The 17,481-nt window shown below is 39.3% G+C and carries 16 protein-coding genes; 12 read left to right on the top strand and 4 right to left on the bottom strand.

The annotated features are described in order from the left end of the window. The 4 genes from NWP17_RS03760 to gloB all read right to left on the bottom strand — a co-directional run bounded on the left by NWP17_RS03760 (position 1) and on the right by gloB (position 3,673). On the bottom strand, positions 1-588 hold the full coding sequence (locus NWP17_RS03760) for a Uma2 family endonuclease (protein ID WP_280653575.1): 588 nt from the start codon (positions 586-588) through the stop codon (positions 1-3). A 46-nt stretch (positions 589-634) separates the two neighbouring features. Further along, entirely contained in the window at positions 635-1,738 is a 1,104-nt protein-coding gene (locus NWP17_RS03765) for a glycosyltransferase family 4 protein (protein WP_280653576.1), read from the bottom strand. 123 nt (positions 1,739-1,861) lie between these two features. Beyond that, positions 1,862-2,833 carry a GDP-mannose 4,6-dehydratase gene (locus NWP17_RS03770; protein ID WP_280653577.1) on the bottom strand — a complete coding sequence of 324 codons (972 nt, stop codon included), beginning with the start codon at positions 2,831-2,833 and terminating at the stop codon, positions 1,862-1,864. Positions 2,834-2,899: 66 nt separating this feature from the next. Beyond that, complete coding sequence (gene gloB / locus NWP17_RS03775; RefSeq protein WP_280653578.1) at positions 2,900-3,673, bottom strand: hydroxyacylglutathione hydrolase; 774 nt, start codon at positions 3,671-3,673, stop codon at positions 2,900-2,902. 144 nt (positions 3,674-3,817) lie between these two features. Between gloB and NWP17_RS03780 the strand changes: the two genes are divergently transcribed. The 12 genes from NWP17_RS03780 to gvpJ form a co-directional block, all read left to right on the top strand. Continuing rightward, on the top strand, positions 3,818-5,158 hold the full coding sequence (locus tag NWP17_RS03780) for a glycosyltransferase (protein WP_280653579.1): 1,341 nt from the start codon (positions 3,818-3,820) through the stop codon (positions 5,156-5,158). 108 nt (positions 5,159-5,266) lie between these two features. Next, positions 5,267-6,445, top strand: a complete 1,179-nt coding sequence (locus NWP17_RS03785; protein WP_280653580.1) for a glycosyltransferase family 4 protein — start codon at positions 5,267-5,269, stop codon at positions 6,443-6,445. An 82-nt stretch (positions 6,446-6,527) separates the two neighbouring features. After that, positions 6,528-8,741 carry an ABC transporter ATP-binding protein gene (locus tag NWP17_RS03790; RefSeq protein WP_280653581.1) on the top strand — a complete coding sequence of 738 codons (2,214 nt, stop codon included), beginning with the start codon at positions 6,528-6,530 and terminating at the stop codon, positions 8,739-8,741. 27 nt (positions 8,742-8,768) lie between these two features. Next, a complete protein-coding gene (locus tag NWP17_RS03795; RefSeq protein ID WP_280653582.1) occupies positions 8,769-9,908 on the top strand; it encodes a glycosyltransferase family 4 protein in 1,140 nt (379 codons plus the stop codon). Then, positions 9,905-10,777: a polysaccharide pyruvyl transferase family protein gene (locus NWP17_RS03800; RefSeq protein WP_280653583.1), complete on the top strand. Its 873-nt coding sequence runs from the start codon at positions 9,905-9,907 to the stop codon at positions 10,775-10,777. Before NWP17_RS03795 ends, NWP17_RS03800 begins: the two co-directional genes overlap by 4 nt. A 1-nt stretch (position 10,778) precedes the next feature. Continuing rightward, a complete protein-coding gene (locus NWP17_RS03805; protein WP_280653590.1) occupies positions 10,779-11,738 on the top strand; it encodes a glycosyltransferase family 10 domain-containing protein in 960 nt (319 codons plus the stop codon). Positions 11,739-11,743: 5 nt separating this feature from the next. Then, positions 11,744-12,721 carry an Npun_R2821/Npun_R2822 family protein gene (locus NWP17_RS03810; RefSeq protein ID WP_280653584.1) on the top strand — a complete coding sequence of 326 codons (978 nt, stop codon included), beginning with the start codon at positions 11,744-11,746 and terminating at the stop codon, positions 12,719-12,721. Positions 12,722-12,724: 3 nt separating this feature from the next. Then, entirely contained in the window at positions 12,725-13,615 is an 891-nt protein-coding gene (locus tag NWP17_RS03815; protein ID WP_280653585.1) for an Npun_R2821/Npun_R2822 family protein, read from the top strand. A 17-nt stretch (positions 13,616-13,632) separates the two neighbouring features. Then, a complete protein-coding gene (locus NWP17_RS03820; RefSeq protein ID WP_280653586.1) occupies positions 13,633-14,667 on the top strand; it encodes an Npun_R2821/Npun_R2822 family protein in 1,035 nt (344 codons plus the stop codon). Between the two features lie 230 nt (positions 14,668-14,897). Further along, positions 14,898-15,356, top strand: a complete 459-nt coding sequence (gene rplI / locus NWP17_RS03825) for a 50S ribosomal protein L9 (protein ID WP_280653587.1) — start codon at positions 14,898-14,900, stop codon at positions 15,354-15,356. 235 nt (positions 15,357-15,591) lie between these two features. Next, entirely contained in the window at positions 15,592-16,947 is a 1,356-nt protein-coding gene (gene dnaB / locus NWP17_RS03830; protein ID WP_280653588.1) for a replicative DNA helicase, read from the top strand. A gap of 405 nt (positions 16,948-17,352) precedes the next feature. Next, the coding region (gene gvpJ / locus NWP17_RS03835; RefSeq protein ID WP_280653591.1) for a gas vesicle protein GvpJ at positions 17,353-17,481 on the top strand (129 nt) is incomplete at its 3' end.

Here is a 17,481-nt window from a genome sequence, read left to right on the forward strand (position 1 = left end):
CTACTCTGACTCTTGTTCAAATTTAACTCTCTCGTAAATCTGGCGATGGGGAATTTGGCTATTTGTGGAAGCCAAACTTAAAATTCCATCTTCATCGTCAAATTCTCTCAACAGCCAGTTACCCTCTGGAGTTTTGCTGAACTGCTCAATATGAATTTGATATTGGTCAATTAATATATATTCTTGGAGTTGAGGGATAGAACGGTAATAAGTAAATTTATCTCCTCTATCTCTACTACTGGTGGATTTAGAAAGTACTTCAAAAATAATACTGGGATTTAATACTGTGTCCGTGCGTCCTGGTTGAAAAATAGGGTCATCTTTAATGATCAGAAGATCAGGATATGTGTATTGTCGGTATTGAGGAATCCAGAGGCGGAGATCGCTGAGAAATACTTCATAAGGCTGACCTTGTAATCCTAACTGCAAAAGTCTGCTCAGGTTGCGGATAATTCGGTTGTGATTAATCGAGCCTCCAGTCATAGGGATAATTTCCCCATTGCGATATTCGCTGCGGTATTCAGCAGTTTCTTCATGTTCTAGGTATTCTTCTATTGAATATTGCCGGGGAAGAGTTGGCACAACCATAGGATTTATTAACAAGGTTGGTAACAAGATAACTTTAGCCTAACATTCATAAATAACGTAATAAAACTTCGGCGGTAGCTAGTCCGGTTTTTTCCCAACTGAATTGATTGGCTCTGTTTATACCTTGAGTGGAAAGGTGCGATCGCACTTTCATATCCTCAGCTACAATTTGCATTGCCGCGCTAATTTCTGCTATGTTGTAGGGATTAATCAAAATTGCCGCATCACCAGCCACTTCTGGCAAAGCAGAAAGGTTAGAAGTAATGACTGGAGTTCCACAAGCCATGGCTTCTAGTACTGGCAAACCAAACCCTTCCCACAAACTGGGAAAAACTAAAGCGATGGCATCATTAATGATTTTTGGTAATTCTTCATAAGATACATAGTTAAGGAACTTGACTTGATGGGTTATTGCCAGTTCTGCAACCTGCTTTTGTAAAATTGGAGTGTAACGCGGATCGATGGGTCCCGCTAACCATAGTTCATATTCGCTCTTATTGGCTAGGGCAGCAAAAGCAGCAATTAGTCGGTGTAAATTCTTGTAAGGGTCATGTCGCCCAACGTACAGAAAATATTGTTGACCACCTTGCCATTTTTCTTTGAGCAGGCGAAAATTCAGGGGATTGTAAGCTAGGGGAATGGGGGTAATTTTGCTGGCGGGAATTTGGTAAAAGTCGATCAGGTCTTCGGCTGTAGCTTGGGAATTGCAGATAATGTGTTGAGACTGTTGGAGAACTTGGGGAGTATAGTAGCGATGATATGGTGTTAATGGTGAGAAAGGCTTGGGAAAGCGCAAGGGTATTAAGTCATGAGACATGACCACAAAACGACAGTTACTACTCAGGGGTGCTTCCGGGATGGGGGAAAATAATAACCGAGATTTTAGGTTTTTATAGATTTGCGGTAGTTTAAACTGTGTCCACAATAAGCGTCGCAAATGACCTGTTGTACCTTGAGCGGGAGTGAGGTTATTTGGGACTGAATAGCAGTTAAATTCAGAGTATTTTTGTGGTATTAGTAAGGTGGGTTGGAGAGATTTTAAATGAGGAAAAATATTTTCAGCATAGTTACTGATACCCGTCGGTTGTGATAAGAGAATGGATAAGTTGATAATTAGGGGATGAGAGTAAGAATTATCCGATGTTTTCATTAAATAAGCTTAAATGTTTTTTTTGTGTGATTGTGTGGTAGCAATTTTAGCCATATAAAACCCACCTCAGTTGATGTCAACTTTACAGAGGTGGTTCAACTACAAACTTAAACATGAAAATCTTTAAGCTAGGCTGTCCCTCAATTTTTTCAAGTCGTAATCAACCATTAAATTAACCATTTGCTCAAAAGTATGTTCAGGTTGCCAGCCTAACTCTTTGGTAATTTTATCAACAGAACCCACTAACTGCACCGGTTCATCGGGACGGTAAAATGCAGGGTCAACTGAAACATAATCTTGCCAGTTAAGACCAACGCAGTTGAAAGCACACTCTACCAGTTCTCTTACTGAGTAAGTGGTACCACTGGCAATAATATAATCGTCAGCCTGCTCTTGTTGTAACATCAACCACATAGCATAAACAGCATCCTTGGCATAGCACCAATCACGACGTGCGTCTAAATTGCCTAATTTTAATTCATGTGCCAGACCGAATTTGATTTGGGCGGCTGCATGGGTAATTTTACGAAATACAAATTCCGTACCGCGTCGGGGTGATTCGTGAGTGTAAGTGATACCACAGCAGCCGTAGAGATGGTATTTTTGTCTATAGTTAACAGTCATCCAGTGGGCATAGGCTTTAGCAACACCGTAGGGGTTACGGGGACGAAAAGCCGTGCGTTCAGTTTGGGGTGATTCGTCTGGTTGACCAAAAACTTCACTACTGGATGCTTGGTAAAATTTAGCATCTGGTTTGCAGCGACGGATTGACTCTAAGAGACGGGAAACACCCAGGGCTGTGTATTCGGCTGTGAGGGAGGGTTGAGTCCAAGAAAGGGGGACGTAGCTTTGAGAAGCGAGGTTATAGATTTCATCTGGTTGTGATTCTGTGATTACATCCATTAAGGAGCATTGGTCTAACAAGTCACCGGGGACTATGTGAATGTTACCGGAAAGGTGGCTAATACGTTCTAAGTTACTGGTGCTGGAACGGCGAACGAGTCCGAATACTTGGTAACCTTTTGTTAAAAGAAGTTCCGCTAGATAGGAGCCATCTTGTCCGGTTAAGCCAGTAATGAGGGCTTTTTTTGTCATCTGTGATTTAAGGATAATTTTTCTGGAGGTATGTAAATCAGGGTTTGGTTTAGGGTAGTGAACTAACTAAAATCTATCTTTCATTCCCCGTAAACGAGCAAAGGTTTGTACTGGGTCACTAGTTTTGGTCAGTAAATGTAGTGATGGTTGTTCCCAACGTAAAAAAGGATTAGTGAGTTTCTCCACTCCCAATAATGAGGGAACAGTCGGTTCTTGGCGACTACGGGAGTTCTTCACTTGTTCGTAGCGCCTTTGTAATTCAGTATTGTCGCTATCTACAGTTAAGGCAAATTGCAAATTTTTTAAGGTGTATTCGTGGGCGCACCAAACACGGGTATGATCTGGAAGGGAGCGTAGTTTACTCAAGGATTCTACCATTTGTGTCGGTGTTCCTTCAAACAAACGACCGCAACCGCCAGCAAATAGGGTATCACCACAGAATAACTCTCCCGGTTCAGTAGATGTTACCGGGGGGAAATAGTAAGCGATATGAGCGCGGGTGTGTCCAGGAACGAAGAGGACTTCTGCGGTATGATGGGCAAACTGGAAGCGATCGCCTTCTCGGAGAAATACCTTTTGTCCGGGAATTCTGCCTTGATCTTTGGCTCCCCCATACACTGTCAAGTTCGGGAAATGTTTGATTAACCCTTTGTTTCCACCCACATGGTCGTTATGGTGGTGAGTATTAAAAATTGCTACCAAATCGGCTTTTAGTTCTGCCAGCTTTGTTAATACTGGTTCAGCCTCCGCCGGATCGACGACAGAAGCTATATTTTGTTGACTATCGTGTAGCAAAAATATGTAGTTGTCTGATAGTGCCTGAAGACGGATGACCTGCATGAGTTTTGTTTCTCTTGTTGAGTAGATATTTTGCTTATTTATCAGTCATCTTAAACTGTAGTTAGTTAAGGGAGAATCATCCTAACTATTTGCACCACCATCGACAAGCCACAGGCTACTGTATTTTTATTTATGGGTTCATAAATGAAGTTAATCCACACAAGCTCTTGGTATTTTCCAGAAACATCAGGGGGTGTTGAAGTATACATAGATTCCCTATTACAACAACTACAAACACATGGAATTGAAGCTGTAGTTGCAGCCCCCTGGTATGGCATTGAGGAAAAAACCTACCAACATAACAACATCCCTGTCTATCGCTATCCTGTTTTTGCTCACCAGACTAAGATCCAGGTGCATAAACAACTACCCCACGGAGGATTTGAGTCTTTTGCTAAGTGGCTAAAAGATCATCAAGCCGATATCTACCATCAACACTCTTGGCGTTTTGACTGTGGTTTACCTCATCTGGCTATGGCTAAGAAATTGGCTATGGCAACTGTGGTAACTCTCCATATGCCTGAAACTCTCTGTATGCGGGGTACAATGATGCAATACGGTCAAGCAGCCTGTAATGGCTTGATTGATCCAACTCGTTGTAGTCGTTGTTTAGGTGTTCCAGAGAGGGTTCCGTCTTGGGCGATGGCCACACTAAGCCAATTTCCCCTCCATGTGGGTATGGCTGCGGAAACTAAATTGCGTGGCTTTAAAAGTATTAAACTCCGCCAACTCGGTAAGACTTTGAGTATTCCTGCCCAAATATCTCAACATCGTAGCCATCTGATGGAATTAGTAAAACTCGCTGATCGGATTGTTGTGCCCAGTCAATGGCAATATGACGCTTTTCGCTTAAACAAAGTTCCGGAAAACAAACTCATCCTCTGCCGTCAAGGTGTTGCTTCAGGTTTTCCAGAGCAGTTAGCACCAAGGAAAGCAAACAACGCCACTTTAAAAATTGGTTTTTTGGGGCGCTGGCAAGAAACTAAGGGGGTGCAAGTTGTAGCAGAAGCAATACATCGTCTACCTGCTGATGTGGCTGTAGAATTAATTATTCATGCCACCCATCCGCAAAAATACGGTGTAAGCAATCGAGAAAAAGTTTTAGCAATTGCTGCTGATGATGACCGGATTCGCATTGCTGAACCTCTATCACGCTCAGGAGTGCGAGAGGCGCTCGCTGGTTTTGATCTTCTGGCAGTACCATCACAATGGTTAGAAACAGGGCCTCTTGTTGTTTTGGAAGCACAAGCAGTTGGCACTCCTGTACTGGGTTCAAATTTGGGAGGAATTGCCGAGTTGGTTAGGCATGGGGTTAATGGTTGGTTGGTTCCTGCTCAAGATGTAGGAGAATGGAGTGATGCCATTGCTAACTTCGCCCAAGACCCTGATTTACTTACCAAATTACGTCAAGGTATTCAGCCAGTGCGGACAATGGAAGATGTAGCTTCTGAGATGGTAGAGATTTATCGAGAAATCACAAATTAATTAGTTGGAGAAAATTAAATTCACTCATTCAGAGAGGTAACAGGGAACAGAAAAATCAGTTGTATAATTAATTCCGTCTGATTACTTAATTAATCTTAATTATCATGTATGAATCGGCAAAAAAACAAGTTAAAAATTTCCATTCTGACACCTAATTTCTCTAAAGGTGGAGTTGATCGGGCATATTTGCTTGGTCAGGTATGTCAGAAACTAAATTATGAAGTGGAAATTTTAGGTTTTTTATTTGGAGAAAAAATTTATCCTGCTCCTCCATCTAACCTACCAATTTACTGCTTACCCGGTTGCAATTATCCACAGTTTTTTGGCTCAGTAAGGCGGCTGTTGCCAAAAATTGATGGTGATATTGTCTATGCCGTCAAACCAAAACCCACAAGCTACGGTGTGGCTTTAATTAACAAAATCCTCCGCAGCAAACCTGTAATTCTAGATATTGATGATTGGGAGTTAAGTTGGCACGGGGGGGATGAGTGGCGCTATCGTCCCACATTGAAACAGTTAGCCAGAGACATTTTCAAACAACAAGGAGCTTTAAGAAATCCAGACCATCCATTCTACTTACAGCGCATGGAGTTATTGATCAATCAAGCCAATGCCCTGACAGCGGACACTAAATTTTTGCTCAACCGTTTTGGTGGTAGTTACATTCCCAATGGTAAAGACACCAGGCTGTTCGACCCCCAAAGGTTCGATCCCCAGGTCAGCCGACAACGCTATGGCTTAGAACAATATCGTGTCCTCATGTTCCCAGGAGCGCCTCGACCACATAAGGGGCTAGAAGATGTTTTAATGGCACTTGATCAGTTAAATGAATCTGATTTGAGATTGGTAATTGTGGGTGGTAATCCCTATGATGACTATGACGACCAACTAATTGAACGCTGGGGACGTTGGATTATTAAACTGCCTCCAGTAGCAGTGGAGAATATGCCGGCAATTGTTGCGGCTGCCCATGTGGTTGTGGTTCCCCAGAGGGATACACCTGTGGCTAGAGCGCAGTTTCCTATCAAATTAACAGATGGCATGGCCATGGCCAAGCCTGTTTTGGCTACAAGAGTGGGAGACATCCCGGAAATTTTAGATGAAACTGGTTATTTGGTTGACCCTGGTTCCCCTGAACAAATTGCTGATAAAATCCAATGGATATTTCATCATTTAGAGGAAGCTAGTGAAAAAGGTAAAATGTCAAGGGCAAGGTGTGTTAAAAACTATAGTATTGATACTATGGCATCAACCTTATCTCCAATATTTGATCAAATATTAACATAGTATTTGTGTCGGGGCGAATAACGTTAAAAATCACGTAGCTTATTTGATATTTACAATTGAACAATTTATTCTCAAATTACCTATGTCTACCATTCATCAGCTGCTAAAGTTTGCTAAACCTTATCCGGGAAGAATATCTTTAACAATACTTTTGGGATTTTCAGGGGCTTTATTTAATGGTATTAGCACAGCAATGATTGTGCCAATTATTTTAAAAATTGTCGGGCAAGAAATCGATTTTACTAATGCTCCGCCAATTATTAAATCTATTATATCCCCCTTTGATAATTTTCCAGAAAATTACCGAATGCTAATGATGTCTGGAACAATTATATTGATAATTTTTTTGAAAAATGTGTCCAGCTATGCCAGTGTTTTGGCATCTAGTTCTGTATCGCGTATATTAACATCGGATATGCGGAGGGCTGGTGTAAAATTATTACTAGATATTGATATCAGTTATTACACCAAAATGAAACTTGGTGATTTAATGACACAGGTTAATGGGGAGGTTTCCCGGGCGGCTACTTCATTGAATAATATAATTAAATTAATAATCAATCTAATTACAATTCTGGTTTTTGTATTTATTTTATTATCAATATCTTGGGAATTAACTGTTATTTCTACAATGTTGCTGGGTTTTGTTACATTAATAAATCAGTATGCAATTTATCGGTCAAAATATTTTGGTAAATTACTGACAGAAATGTCTAAGGTTCAGACATCTAGTCTGATAGAAACACTCAGTGGAATTCGCTTAGTTAAGGCTACTGCCAATGAAGAAAAAACATATCACAAAATTAACGAGCTAATTCAAAACCGGGAAACAGCAGAATTTAAATCTCAAGTTAATTACAATATTATTGCGCCAACCACTGAAGTAGCAGGGGTCATATGCTTAATACTAATTGTTTTTATAGGAAAAACTTTATTTGCGGAGCAAGTTGCTTCATTTTCAGCTGTTTTATTGACATATTTGTTACTAATACTCAGACTACTTCCTTTTGTTTCCCAGTTAAATTCTCTTCGCAGTAGCTTTGCCAATAATTCAGCCAGTGTAGAAGTTGTAGCTGACTTTTTAAGGCGGGATAACAAGCCTTTTATGGTTTGTGGTGATATACCCTACACAAAATTAAAAAAGGGAATACATTTTAATCATGTATCTTTCTCATACCCTAATAATGATAAATTAGTGCTGAAGGATGTAGAGTTATATTTACCACGAGGTACTACTTTAGCTTTGGTGGGTAGTTCTGGTGCTGGTAAATCAACTTTAGCTGATCTTTTACCAAGATTTTATGATCCTACCTCTGGCTATATTGCTATTGATGGGGTAGATATACGTAATTTAGACATAAAATCTCTGCGGAGGGGTATGGGTATTGTTAGTCAAGATACCTTTCTTTTTAATGATTCGGTAAGAAATAACATCGCCTATGGAAAACCAGAGTCCAACGATGAAGAAATTATCGCCGCTAGCAAACAAGCAAATGCTTACGAATTTATCAGCAAATTACCCCAAGGACTAGATACCTTGATTGGCGATCGCGGTGTTATGTTATCTGGTGGACAGCGCCAGCGTTTAGCCATAGCCCGTGCTTTAGTACAAGATCCTGAAATTTTGATTTTAGATGAGGCCACCTCAGCATTAGATACTGTTTCTGAGCGCTTGGTGCAAGCTGCTATAGATAATCTCAGCCGCGATCGCACCACTTTAGTAATTGCACACCGCCTTTCTACAGTCCAAAAAGCTGATCAAATTGCCGTATTTGATCAAGGAAGTGTAGTAGAGTTAGGAACCCATGAAGAACTTTTAAAAAGAGGTGGTTACTACTCCCGCCTCCACTCCATGCAATTTGGTGAACAAACCAGCAAGACTGGTCAATATAGTCAAATTTTGATTCGCGTATCTTACGAAATTCGCAGGCGACTTAATTCTGTAATTGGTTGTTTACGATTATTAACTGAGGGGTTAGTAGATGATGCCCAAGAACGAAATGAATTACTCAACGAATCTTATAAATCCACATTGAGAATTATCACCAACCTTGAGGTTTTTCAGGAGAGCATTCAACTACAAAATATTTGGCAATCGTCACCGGTAAATGATAATTTTATATATATTTTCGAGGAAATTGAGGGGAAAATTAATAATATGCTGAAAATTTTAGTTTTATTGGCAGACGATTTAGTCGAGAATTATGAAGAAGAAGATAAATTACTCGCTGATTCTTATCATTTATCTTTGGACTTAGTAGAACATTTAAAAACACTAGAAAAAATTAAAATATAAAAATTCAGAAATATAAGAGGATATTTAATGATGAAAAAAATAGCTATTTATTACCCATGTTTCATGGGAGGTGGTGCAGAAGCTGTGGGATTGTGGATGATCCAGGCGTTAAAAGATAACCATGAGATCACATTATTTACCCTTGGTAATATTCAACTTGAACAACTCAATTCCATGTATGGAACAAGTATATCAAAGGAAAATATTAAACTTAAAACCATTCTTCCCAAATTTTTAGATGTGCTTTGCTATATAATCATGGCAAAAAGTCAGGATATTAATACCCTATTTATTCATCTATTAATTCGCGTGTTTAAGCAACATAGTCACGAATATGATTTAGTAATATCTGCCTATAATGCCACGGATATGGGTCAACCTGGAATCCAATATATACATTGGATAAAAGTTATTGAGGGCAAAGCTTTTCATAGAAAAATATCTGGTTTTTCTCAGGAACAACTAGTTAGCAATATATCTATTACTAATTCCTACTGTGTAGCAGGTCATATTAAGAAACACTATGGTATTTCTGCTAATGTCGTATATCCTCCTGTGGTGATAGATACCCCTAATATACCTTGGAGCGAGAAAGAAAATGCCTTTATTTGTAGCGGGAGAATAGCAGAACCTAAACAGCCTCATAAAATTATTAAAATTCTCAAGCTGGTTCGTGAAAGAGGCTTTGATATTCAACTACATATCACCGGGGGAGGTGGTAGTTTTTATGAATGGAAATACACTAATTTAGTGAAAAAGATGGTGCAAGAAAACTCATCTTGGATAACTTTACATCAAAATCTTCCCTATCAAGAATATATTGAAGTTCTGGCTAAATGTAAGTACGGTATTCACTTTAAAAAAGAACCTTTTGGCATCTCTATTGCGGAAATGGTCAAAGCTGGTGCTATTCCTTTTGTGAGAAGTGAAGGCGGACAGGTGGAAATTGTAGGCGAGAATCTTCAAGAATTATTTTTTGATCAGGAAGAGGAAGCTGTAGAAAAAATTATTAATGTTTTAAGTAGTTCAGAAAAACAAAACAAACTGCTGCAATCTTTGACTACCCAAAGAAATTTATTTTCTACCCAGAGGTTTACCTCAGAAATAAATGATCTTGTTACCTCTTACTTTGACACACAAGCAACAAAACTCACATCTAAGTCATGAAATCAATTGTTAATTACCATGTGATTGATTACACAAATATCGGAGATTTATTTTCTGCACCCACTAAGTATTTTACTTTTCCTGGCTATACTGTAGAACAAGCCGATATCCGAACCATCAGTGATGATGAAATCAGAGGTAAACATCTTATCCTAGGCGGAGGTGGACTGTTATATCAACCATTTTTACATTCCTTTACAAAATTAACTGCATCTAAAGCAAATACAAAATTAATTGCTTGGGGAATTGGTCAGCAGATTTATGGCGGTAATTTTACTCATCAAGAGTTAGATAATTTTAATTATTCTCAGTATCTGACTAATTTTGATTTGGTTGGGATTCGCGATGTTAACTGTAAATATAATTGGGTAGCTTGCCCTAGCTGTATGCACCCAGGATTTGATAAAAAGCGGGATATCAAACATGAATTTGTGGTTTTTTCCCATAAAAAATTTCAAATCAAAATTGGTAACTTTCCTCACCTGACTAATAATAATCAAGATATTGAGGAAATTTTGGATTTTTTGGGTTCCGGGGAAACTATATTAACTAGTTCATATCATGGGGCATATTGGGGTACACTACTAGGGAGAAAAGTTTTATCTTTTCCATTTAGCAGCAAATTCTATACACTCAAACATCCTCCGGGAATATTTCCCATTCAAAAATGGGTACAGCAGAAAGTCAAACTGTCACTGTTTAATAAAACATTGTTTGAGTTTCGTTATGAAAACAAGTTTTTCTGTCAGATGGATAATTGGCAAGATTATCTCAAACACTGTAGAGTTTATCCTGAAAGTCTTGATGAAAGTCGCCAACGCAATCATTGGTACTACTCTCAGATATTAAACCTCTTATCTAATGGGTAAAATGAGTCTCAAAACCATTGGCATGATTAGCAGCTATGCAAATCTTGATAAAAGAAGGGATTGGCTGTGGCAACAAACTCCCCATCACTTTGGCATTTGGGGCAATATACAAATGCAGGCGCTGGGAACAAAACCAGATTTTCTGCTGATGTATCAGTTTGACTTTCCTAAACGGACCCAACCCAAAACTTGGTGGCAAAATTTACGTCAAAAACCGCAAAAACCTCAGTTAGACATGAAGTCTATTTTACGTGGTGTCCCTCAAGAGCGGATAATTTATCTTTTGCGAGAACCACCATTAACTGAAGTTATCGAGATTACTAAACGTAATTATGAGGAAGCACAAAAATATTGTGGTTATATTTCCGGACCTGATGACTTTGCGCCCCATCCTGACTATATGCCTGCGATTTGGTATCATGGTAACTCATTTAGAGAATTAAATGAAATGCCACACCCTGAAAAGGTTTACTCTTGTAGTTGGATAACCTCTGGCATTAATCGTACAGTCAACCATCGCCAGAGGTTAGATTTTTTGCAGTCCCTACAGTCCCGGGAAATTAAATTTGATTTGTACGGGCGCAATTTGCCTTCATGGTCAAAAAATTCGGGTGAGTTGGGCAATAAATGGTATGGTATGGCTCCTTACTATTACAATCTTGCCATTGAAAATTACACTGAAAATAGTTGGTATGTGAGTGAAAAATTATGGGATTCTTTGTTGGCTTGGTGTTTGCCAATTTATTATGGTGGACCTGCGGCTGATCAGCTATTGCCACCAGGTAGTTTTTTACGGTTGCCTAGTTTGGATGAAAAAGGTATTGCTTATATCCAAGAAGTAACAGCTACACCCGATGCTTGGTATACTGCTAAAGATGCGATCGCTGAAGCTAGGCAAATTATTTTACATAAACTAAATCTGCTTAACTGGTTATCAGAATTTGTTGCTCAACAATCATAAAAATTATGAATGGTATTTGCACTCTAGCCAATGATTATGTTTTTGATCAACTGGTAGCTTTGCTCAACAGTATTGATGTTTTCTTAGGAAAAGACACTCCTGTTTGTATTTATCCCTTTGATGATCAGACCCAGCGAATTACTGAAGAAATAACCAAGCGTCCCAATGTATTTCTGTACGATAATCAAGAATCCATCAATAGCTGGGATCAATTTATGCTGGCGGCAGCACCAGAAAGATTGAATCGGAGTAAGTTCCGCCTTTATGGCGCTCACCGTCGTTTTTGTGCTTTTGACGGACCATTTGATAAGTTTATTTATTTAGATGCTGATACTCTGGTGATGAACTCACTTGCACCAGTATTTGCCAAGCTAGATCACTATGATTTTATCGTCTACGATTTTCAATTCAAGGATGTTAGTAAAATTTACAATGTTAATTGTACTAAGTTACTGGAAGTTTTTCCCCAAGAAAGGATAGATACAGAAATATTTTGTTCAGGATTCTATGGTGCAAAAGGGGGAATATTTAACGAAGAAACAAGAAATTGGCTCATATCTAATTTACAAAGTGGTGAAAAAGAAATTTTATATAGCGGTGCTGGTGAGCAACCTTTGCTCAACTATATGGTCATGCGTTGTCATCTCCCTATTTATAACTTTGCACAACAACTGCCGAGTAGTGAAGTGACGGGATGTTGTGCCACATCAAAGCACTTTGAAGAACGAGACCATATTCTGTATGATAAAGGTAATCGACTAACTTACCTCCATTACATTGGTATTCCTCCTAAAATTAATCAAGCAGTGTGTGCTGGAGAAAATATTGATTTTCCCTATCGGGATTTATTTCTCTACTATCGCTATCTGCATGAACCACAGCAGCGCCCAGTGTTTAAAAATCCTCCCCAGAGTTACTCCCGCTCATCATCACCAAATTTACTGATGCGGGCTTTGCGCAAATTTAAGCTAATTAAAGGATAATTTATGATTAGGGGAATTTATATTGTTGCCAATGACCGGGTTATTGATAATGCCATTGCCTTGCTCAATAGTATTCGTCTCTATGACCAAGAAATTGAAGTTTATCTCATACCTTTTAATGATAATTATCACCAAGTAGCGGATACACTGGGAACCTTACACAATGTCAAAGTTTTCCCAGATTTACAACTCATCGACAAATTCACTCAACGTATAGGTGAAATTTTCCCTCGAGATTTCCTGGCTTTACCCAATAAAATGCGTAAATTGGTAGCATGGTTCGGTCCTTTAGATGAGTTTATTTATATTGATACTGATATTGTAGTTTTTGAGAAAATAGCCGATAATCTAGAAAAACTAGCAGAAGTTGATTTTTTCTGTTGTGATTATCATCATGCAAATGACAAGCTGAGAAATATCTTTTCCCCTGTGGTAAAAGAGCAGAAAATTTTTACAGATGCACAACTAGAAGATGTATTTAATAGCGGCTTTTGGGGTTCAAAAAAAGGAACTATTACCGCTCAACAAATGGATGAAGTATTGCAACAATGTGCTAATCATCGCCAATATTTTGATTTTTCACAAGGAGTCACAGATCAGCCAATTCTCAATTACCTGATTCTCAAGTTAATTGATAAACGTGATAATCTGGTGAAAATTCCAGGAGGAGGTGCTGGTAGTTGGGCTAATTCTCCCAATTTTCAACAGCGAGATTACGTCCTATATGATCAAGAAAAAAAGTTAAAATATCTCCACTGGGCAGGTATAAAAATGAAAATTGGTAGCCCGTATTGGGAATTATGGCAACACTATCGTTACCTTCATCAAGGTAAATTGGCTGTGATATCTAAGTTAACTAGCCGTTTATTCAGCTTGATCAATTTTCGTACTTAATCTATAGGACTATACCCATGATTAACGGTATTTACACTCTGGCTAATGATGTTGTTTATGACCAATTAGTTGCTTTGCTTAACAGTATCGAAGTTAATGCTGGTAGGCAAATTCCTGTTTGTGTAATTCCCTATGATCAACGGCTAGAGAAGGTGCGGGCAGAGGTGGCCTGTAGGGATTATGTCACAATGTTTGAAGAATCGGATTCCCTAGCTTATTGGGATGATTTTACCACCCAGGTATGGAAAAACTACCCAAGGGCGCAAACCACATGGCGAAAACGGGGCTTGTCGGAACTGTATCGTTTACCAATGCACCGCAAACTCTGCGGTTTAGATGGTGCTTTTGATAAGTTTATTTATTTTGATGCAGATACTCTATTAATGGGTCCTATAGACTACATTTATGAAAAGTTAGACAGTTTTGACTGGGTAGTACATGATTTTCAGTATAAATCGGAGCTAAAATATATTTTCGATGGTCCACAAGAGCTTTTGCAACAAGTGTTTTCTGATGAAAATTTGCAGAATAAGGTTTTTTGTGCGGGTTGGTTTGCCACAAAAAAACATATTTTCTCTAGGGAAATGTTAGCAAGTCTCTTGGAAAAATTAAAGGCTGGTGAGGCTGAAGTGATGGCTTTGGGGGGGCCAGACCAATCTTTATTTAACTATATGGTGTTGCAGAGTGGCATTTCATACTATAACTTTGCTTATCATGACCCGGATCAGGTAACCGGTACTCACTGGCGTTCTCAATTTGATCTGGTAGATAACGTTTTATACGACAAACAACGCCGACTGACATATTTACACTATATGAGTATAGGAGCATCAAAATTTACGCGACTTTGCAGCGGCGAAGATATGGATATTCCATATCGAGATGTGTTTTTACACTATCGCTACTTAAACTCACCAGAGGAAAGACCAAAAAGCTTTAAAGCTGAGAGTCAGTTAATGCGTTGGCAAAAAACTAGCATGAGTTTTTTCAACAAAAAATTCAGCAACATGAAGCTGAGATATCGTAACTTTAAGGATGGACTGATGAAATGAAGTGGGTTATGAAGCTTGCCAATAGACTATCCCACATTCTGCACCCTGCATAAGCATATAATAGCCACTTGTTCTCAATTAACTTCACTAAAATAGTTGCGATCGCGCCACTGAATTCGCTAAAATCTATAAGCTTTAGGGTGTGGCAAAGCTCCTGAAGATCAAGCCACATTTATGGGAGATATGCTCTCTATACCCTAGTTAATCAGATTTTACAGGAAAAAACAACAATGCCGAAACGTGTACAGTTAGTTTTAAATCAAGATATTAGCAAGCTGGGAAAATCAGGCGACTTAGTAGACGTAGCTCCAGGCTATGCTCGTAATTATCTCATTCCCCAGAACTTGGCAACCCATGCCACTCCCGGTATTCTCAAACAAGTAGAACGCCGTCGCGAGAAAGAGCGCCAACGCCAATTAGAACTGCGTCAACAAGCCTTAGAGCAAAAAGCAGCTTTAGAAAAAATTGGCAGTTTGCAAATTTCTAAACCCCTTGGTGAAAACGAAGCAATTTTTGGTACAGTCACCACCCAAGATGTGGCAGATGCAATTCAGGCGGCCACCAGTCAAGAAATTGATCGCCGTGGTATCACCATCCCCGATATTAACCATATCGGCACTTATCAAGCCGAAATCAAGCTACATTCTGATGTCACGGCTCAAATCAACATTGAAGTTGTAGGCAGCTAACGGAAAGTATTGCTAAATCCTCAGTTATACTTGGGTCAACATTGCTGAATTGGAGTCCCCGTGTCTTGAGACCGGGGAAAGCTAAAATAGTAATTTTTTGAATCAGCATAGGCTAGGGCTTGTTAGTTGGTAGTTTTTTTGGGCAAGTTTACTGCTATGGCACCTTCCGCTAAATTTTCGAGTATAAGGATAATAGCAAACGCCAAGACTCAGAATTTCGCAACTAAAATCGCTTATGTCTGAAGAAATAATTTTTCAAGGTAATGGTGGCAATCGCCTACCACCCCAAAATATTGAAGCAGAAGAAGCGATTTTGGGGGGAATATTACTAGATCCAGAAGCCATTGGGCGAGTGAGCGATCGCCTATTACCCATAGCCTTTTATATTAGCGCTCACAAAGATATTTATCAAGCAGCCCTGCGCCTCCACGCCCAAGGTAAACCCACAGACTTACTCTCAGTCACCAGTTGGTTAGAAGATCACGACATCCTTTCCCGCATTGGTGGAAGAAATAAATTAGCTAGTCTCGTAGACCGCACAGTATCAGCAGTTAACATTGATGCCTTAGCAGGTTTAGTGATGGAAAAGTACCTGCGACGGCAGTTAATTAAAGCCGGTAATGAAATCGTCCATCTTGGTTACGAGACAGAAACGGAATTACCAACAGTCTTAGACCAAGCAGAACAGAAAGTTTTTGGCGTTACTCAAGAACGTCCCCACTCAGGTTTAACTCATATTTCTGACACACTGATTAATACCTTTCAAGATATTGAAACTCGTCACCAAGGCATCGCCCTACCGGGAATTCCTTGTGGGTTTTATGATTTAGATTCCTTAACCAGTGGTTTTCAGCGTTCCGACTTGATTATTATCGCCGGCAGACCATCAATGGGGAAAACGGCATTTTGTCTCAATCTCGCTCATAATATCGCAGCCAGTTATAAATTACCGGTTGCCTTTTTCAGTTTAGAAATGTCTAAAGAACAGCTGGTGCAGAGAATATTGGCTAGTGAAGCGGGAATTGAAACCAGTTATCTCCGCAGTGGGCGCATTAGTCAAACACAATGGGAACCTTTAAGCCGTGCTATTGATAAGCTTTCCGATATACCCATTTTTATTGATGACACAGCTAATATTACCATCACCCAAATGCGTAGTCAGGCCAGAAGGCTGCAAGCAGAACAAGGAACAGAATTAGGATTAATCGTCATAGATTATTTACAATTAATGGAAGGTGCTGGTGATAACCGTGTCCAAGAATTATCCAGGATTACCCGTTCCCTGAAGGGTCTGGCTCGGGAATTGTGTGTACCGGTCATTGCCCTATCTCAATTAAGTCGCGGTGTAGAAGCACGTACTAACAAGCGCCCTATGTTATCGGATTTGAGAGAAAGTGGCAGTATTGAGCAAGATGCAGACTTAGTTGTCATGTTATACCGCGATGATTATTACAATCCTGACAGTCCTGATCGGGGAATTGCCGAAGTAATCATAGCTAAACACCGTAACGGACCCACAGGCAATGTTAAGCTTTTATTTGATCCACAGTTCACCAAATTTAAAAACTTGGCCAAAGGTCAAAGAGGTTGAGAGGCGGTCTGAAGAGTTTTGGCATGGCTGATTTTGATCACATGAGTTGCCATGATCCACCATTTTATTTATAGGTATTGCAATAAGCCCCTACCACAATGCTTTTTTTGGCATTGCTGATTTAGAGTGATGAGTCCAGGGGGTCTCCTGGGTTTTGTTTCATACTCTCCATCTCTTGTCAAGTATGTTTCCGCTTTATTACACAAGATGTAACAACTCTTAAATTTACTAGTTAAAATTATTGCAACATAAAGAGTTATAAAAATATTACGTGCTAGAAAAAATTTTTTGTAAAGGTATTGCTTTCAAATAAATGTTTATGGTATACATTGTTCCAGGCGAACAAAAGCAAAGTATGCTTTTGCTACCTAGAAACAAACTTGACAACAAATCGAGGTTAAACACATGGCAGTCGAAAAAACCAACTCTTCCTCCAGCTTGGCAGAAGTTATTGATAGAATCCTAGACAAAGGTATCGTTGTAGATGCTTGGGCGCGTGTTTCTTTAGTTGGTATTGAATTACTAGCGATCGAA

This window comes from Chrysosporum bergii ANA360D (assembly GCF_029891735.1).
In the GTDB taxonomy this organism is placed as follows: Bacteria; Cyanobacteriota; Cyanobacteriia; order Cyanobacteriales; family Nostocaceae; genus Umezakia; species Umezakia bergii.

Excerpts from the sequence above, each read along its gene's own strand:
- NWP17_RS03760 (WP_280653575.1), bottom strand. The coding sequence starts at position 588 with ATGGTTGTGCCAACTCTTCCCCGGCAATATTCAATAGAAGAATACCTA.
- NWP17_RS03765 (WP_280653576.1), bottom strand. The coding sequence starts at position 1,738 with ATGAAAACATCGGATAATTCTTACTCTCATCCCCTAATTATCAACTTA.
- NWP17_RS03770 (WP_280653577.1), bottom strand. The coding sequence starts at position 2,833 with ATGACAAAAAAAGCCCTCATTACTGGCTTAACCGGACAAGATGGCTCC.
- gloB (WP_280653578.1), bottom strand. The coding sequence starts at position 3,673 with ATGCAGGTCATCCGTCTTCAGGCACTATCAGACAACTACATATTTTTG.
- NWP17_RS03780 (WP_280653579.1), top strand. The coding sequence starts at position 3,818 with ATGAAGTTAATCCACACAAGCTCTTGGTATTTTCCAGAAACATCAGGG.
- NWP17_RS03785 (WP_280653580.1), top strand. The coding sequence starts at position 5,267 with ATGAATCGGCAAAAAAACAAGTTAAAAATTTCCATTCTGACACCTAAT.
- NWP17_RS03790 (WP_280653581.1), top strand. The coding sequence starts at position 6,528 with ATGTCTACCATTCATCAGCTGCTAAAGTTTGCTAAACCTTATCCGGGA.
- NWP17_RS03795 (WP_280653582.1), top strand. The coding sequence starts at position 8,769 with ATGATGAAAAAAATAGCTATTTATTACCCATGTTTCATGGGAGGTGGT.
- NWP17_RS03800 (WP_280653583.1), top strand. The coding sequence starts at position 9,905 with ATGAAATCAATTGTTAATTACCATGTGATTGATTACACAAATATCGGA.
- NWP17_RS03805 (WP_280653590.1), top strand. The coding sequence starts at position 10,779 with ATGAGTCTCAAAACCATTGGCATGATTAGCAGCTATGCAAATCTTGAT.
- NWP17_RS03810 (WP_280653584.1), top strand. The coding sequence starts at position 11,744 with ATGAATGGTATTTGCACTCTAGCCAATGATTATGTTTTTGATCAACTG.
- NWP17_RS03815 (WP_280653585.1), top strand. The coding sequence starts at position 12,725 with ATGATTAGGGGAATTTATATTGTTGCCAATGACCGGGTTATTGATAAT.
- NWP17_RS03820 (WP_280653586.1), top strand. The coding sequence starts at position 13,633 with ATGATTAACGGTATTTACACTCTGGCTAATGATGTTGTTTATGACCAA.
- rplI (WP_280653587.1), top strand. The coding sequence starts at position 14,898 with ATGCCGAAACGTGTACAGTTAGTTTTAAATCAAGATATTAGCAAGCTG.
- dnaB (WP_280653588.1), top strand. The coding sequence starts at position 15,592 with ATGTCTGAAGAAATAATTTTTCAAGGTAATGGTGGCAATCGCCTACCA.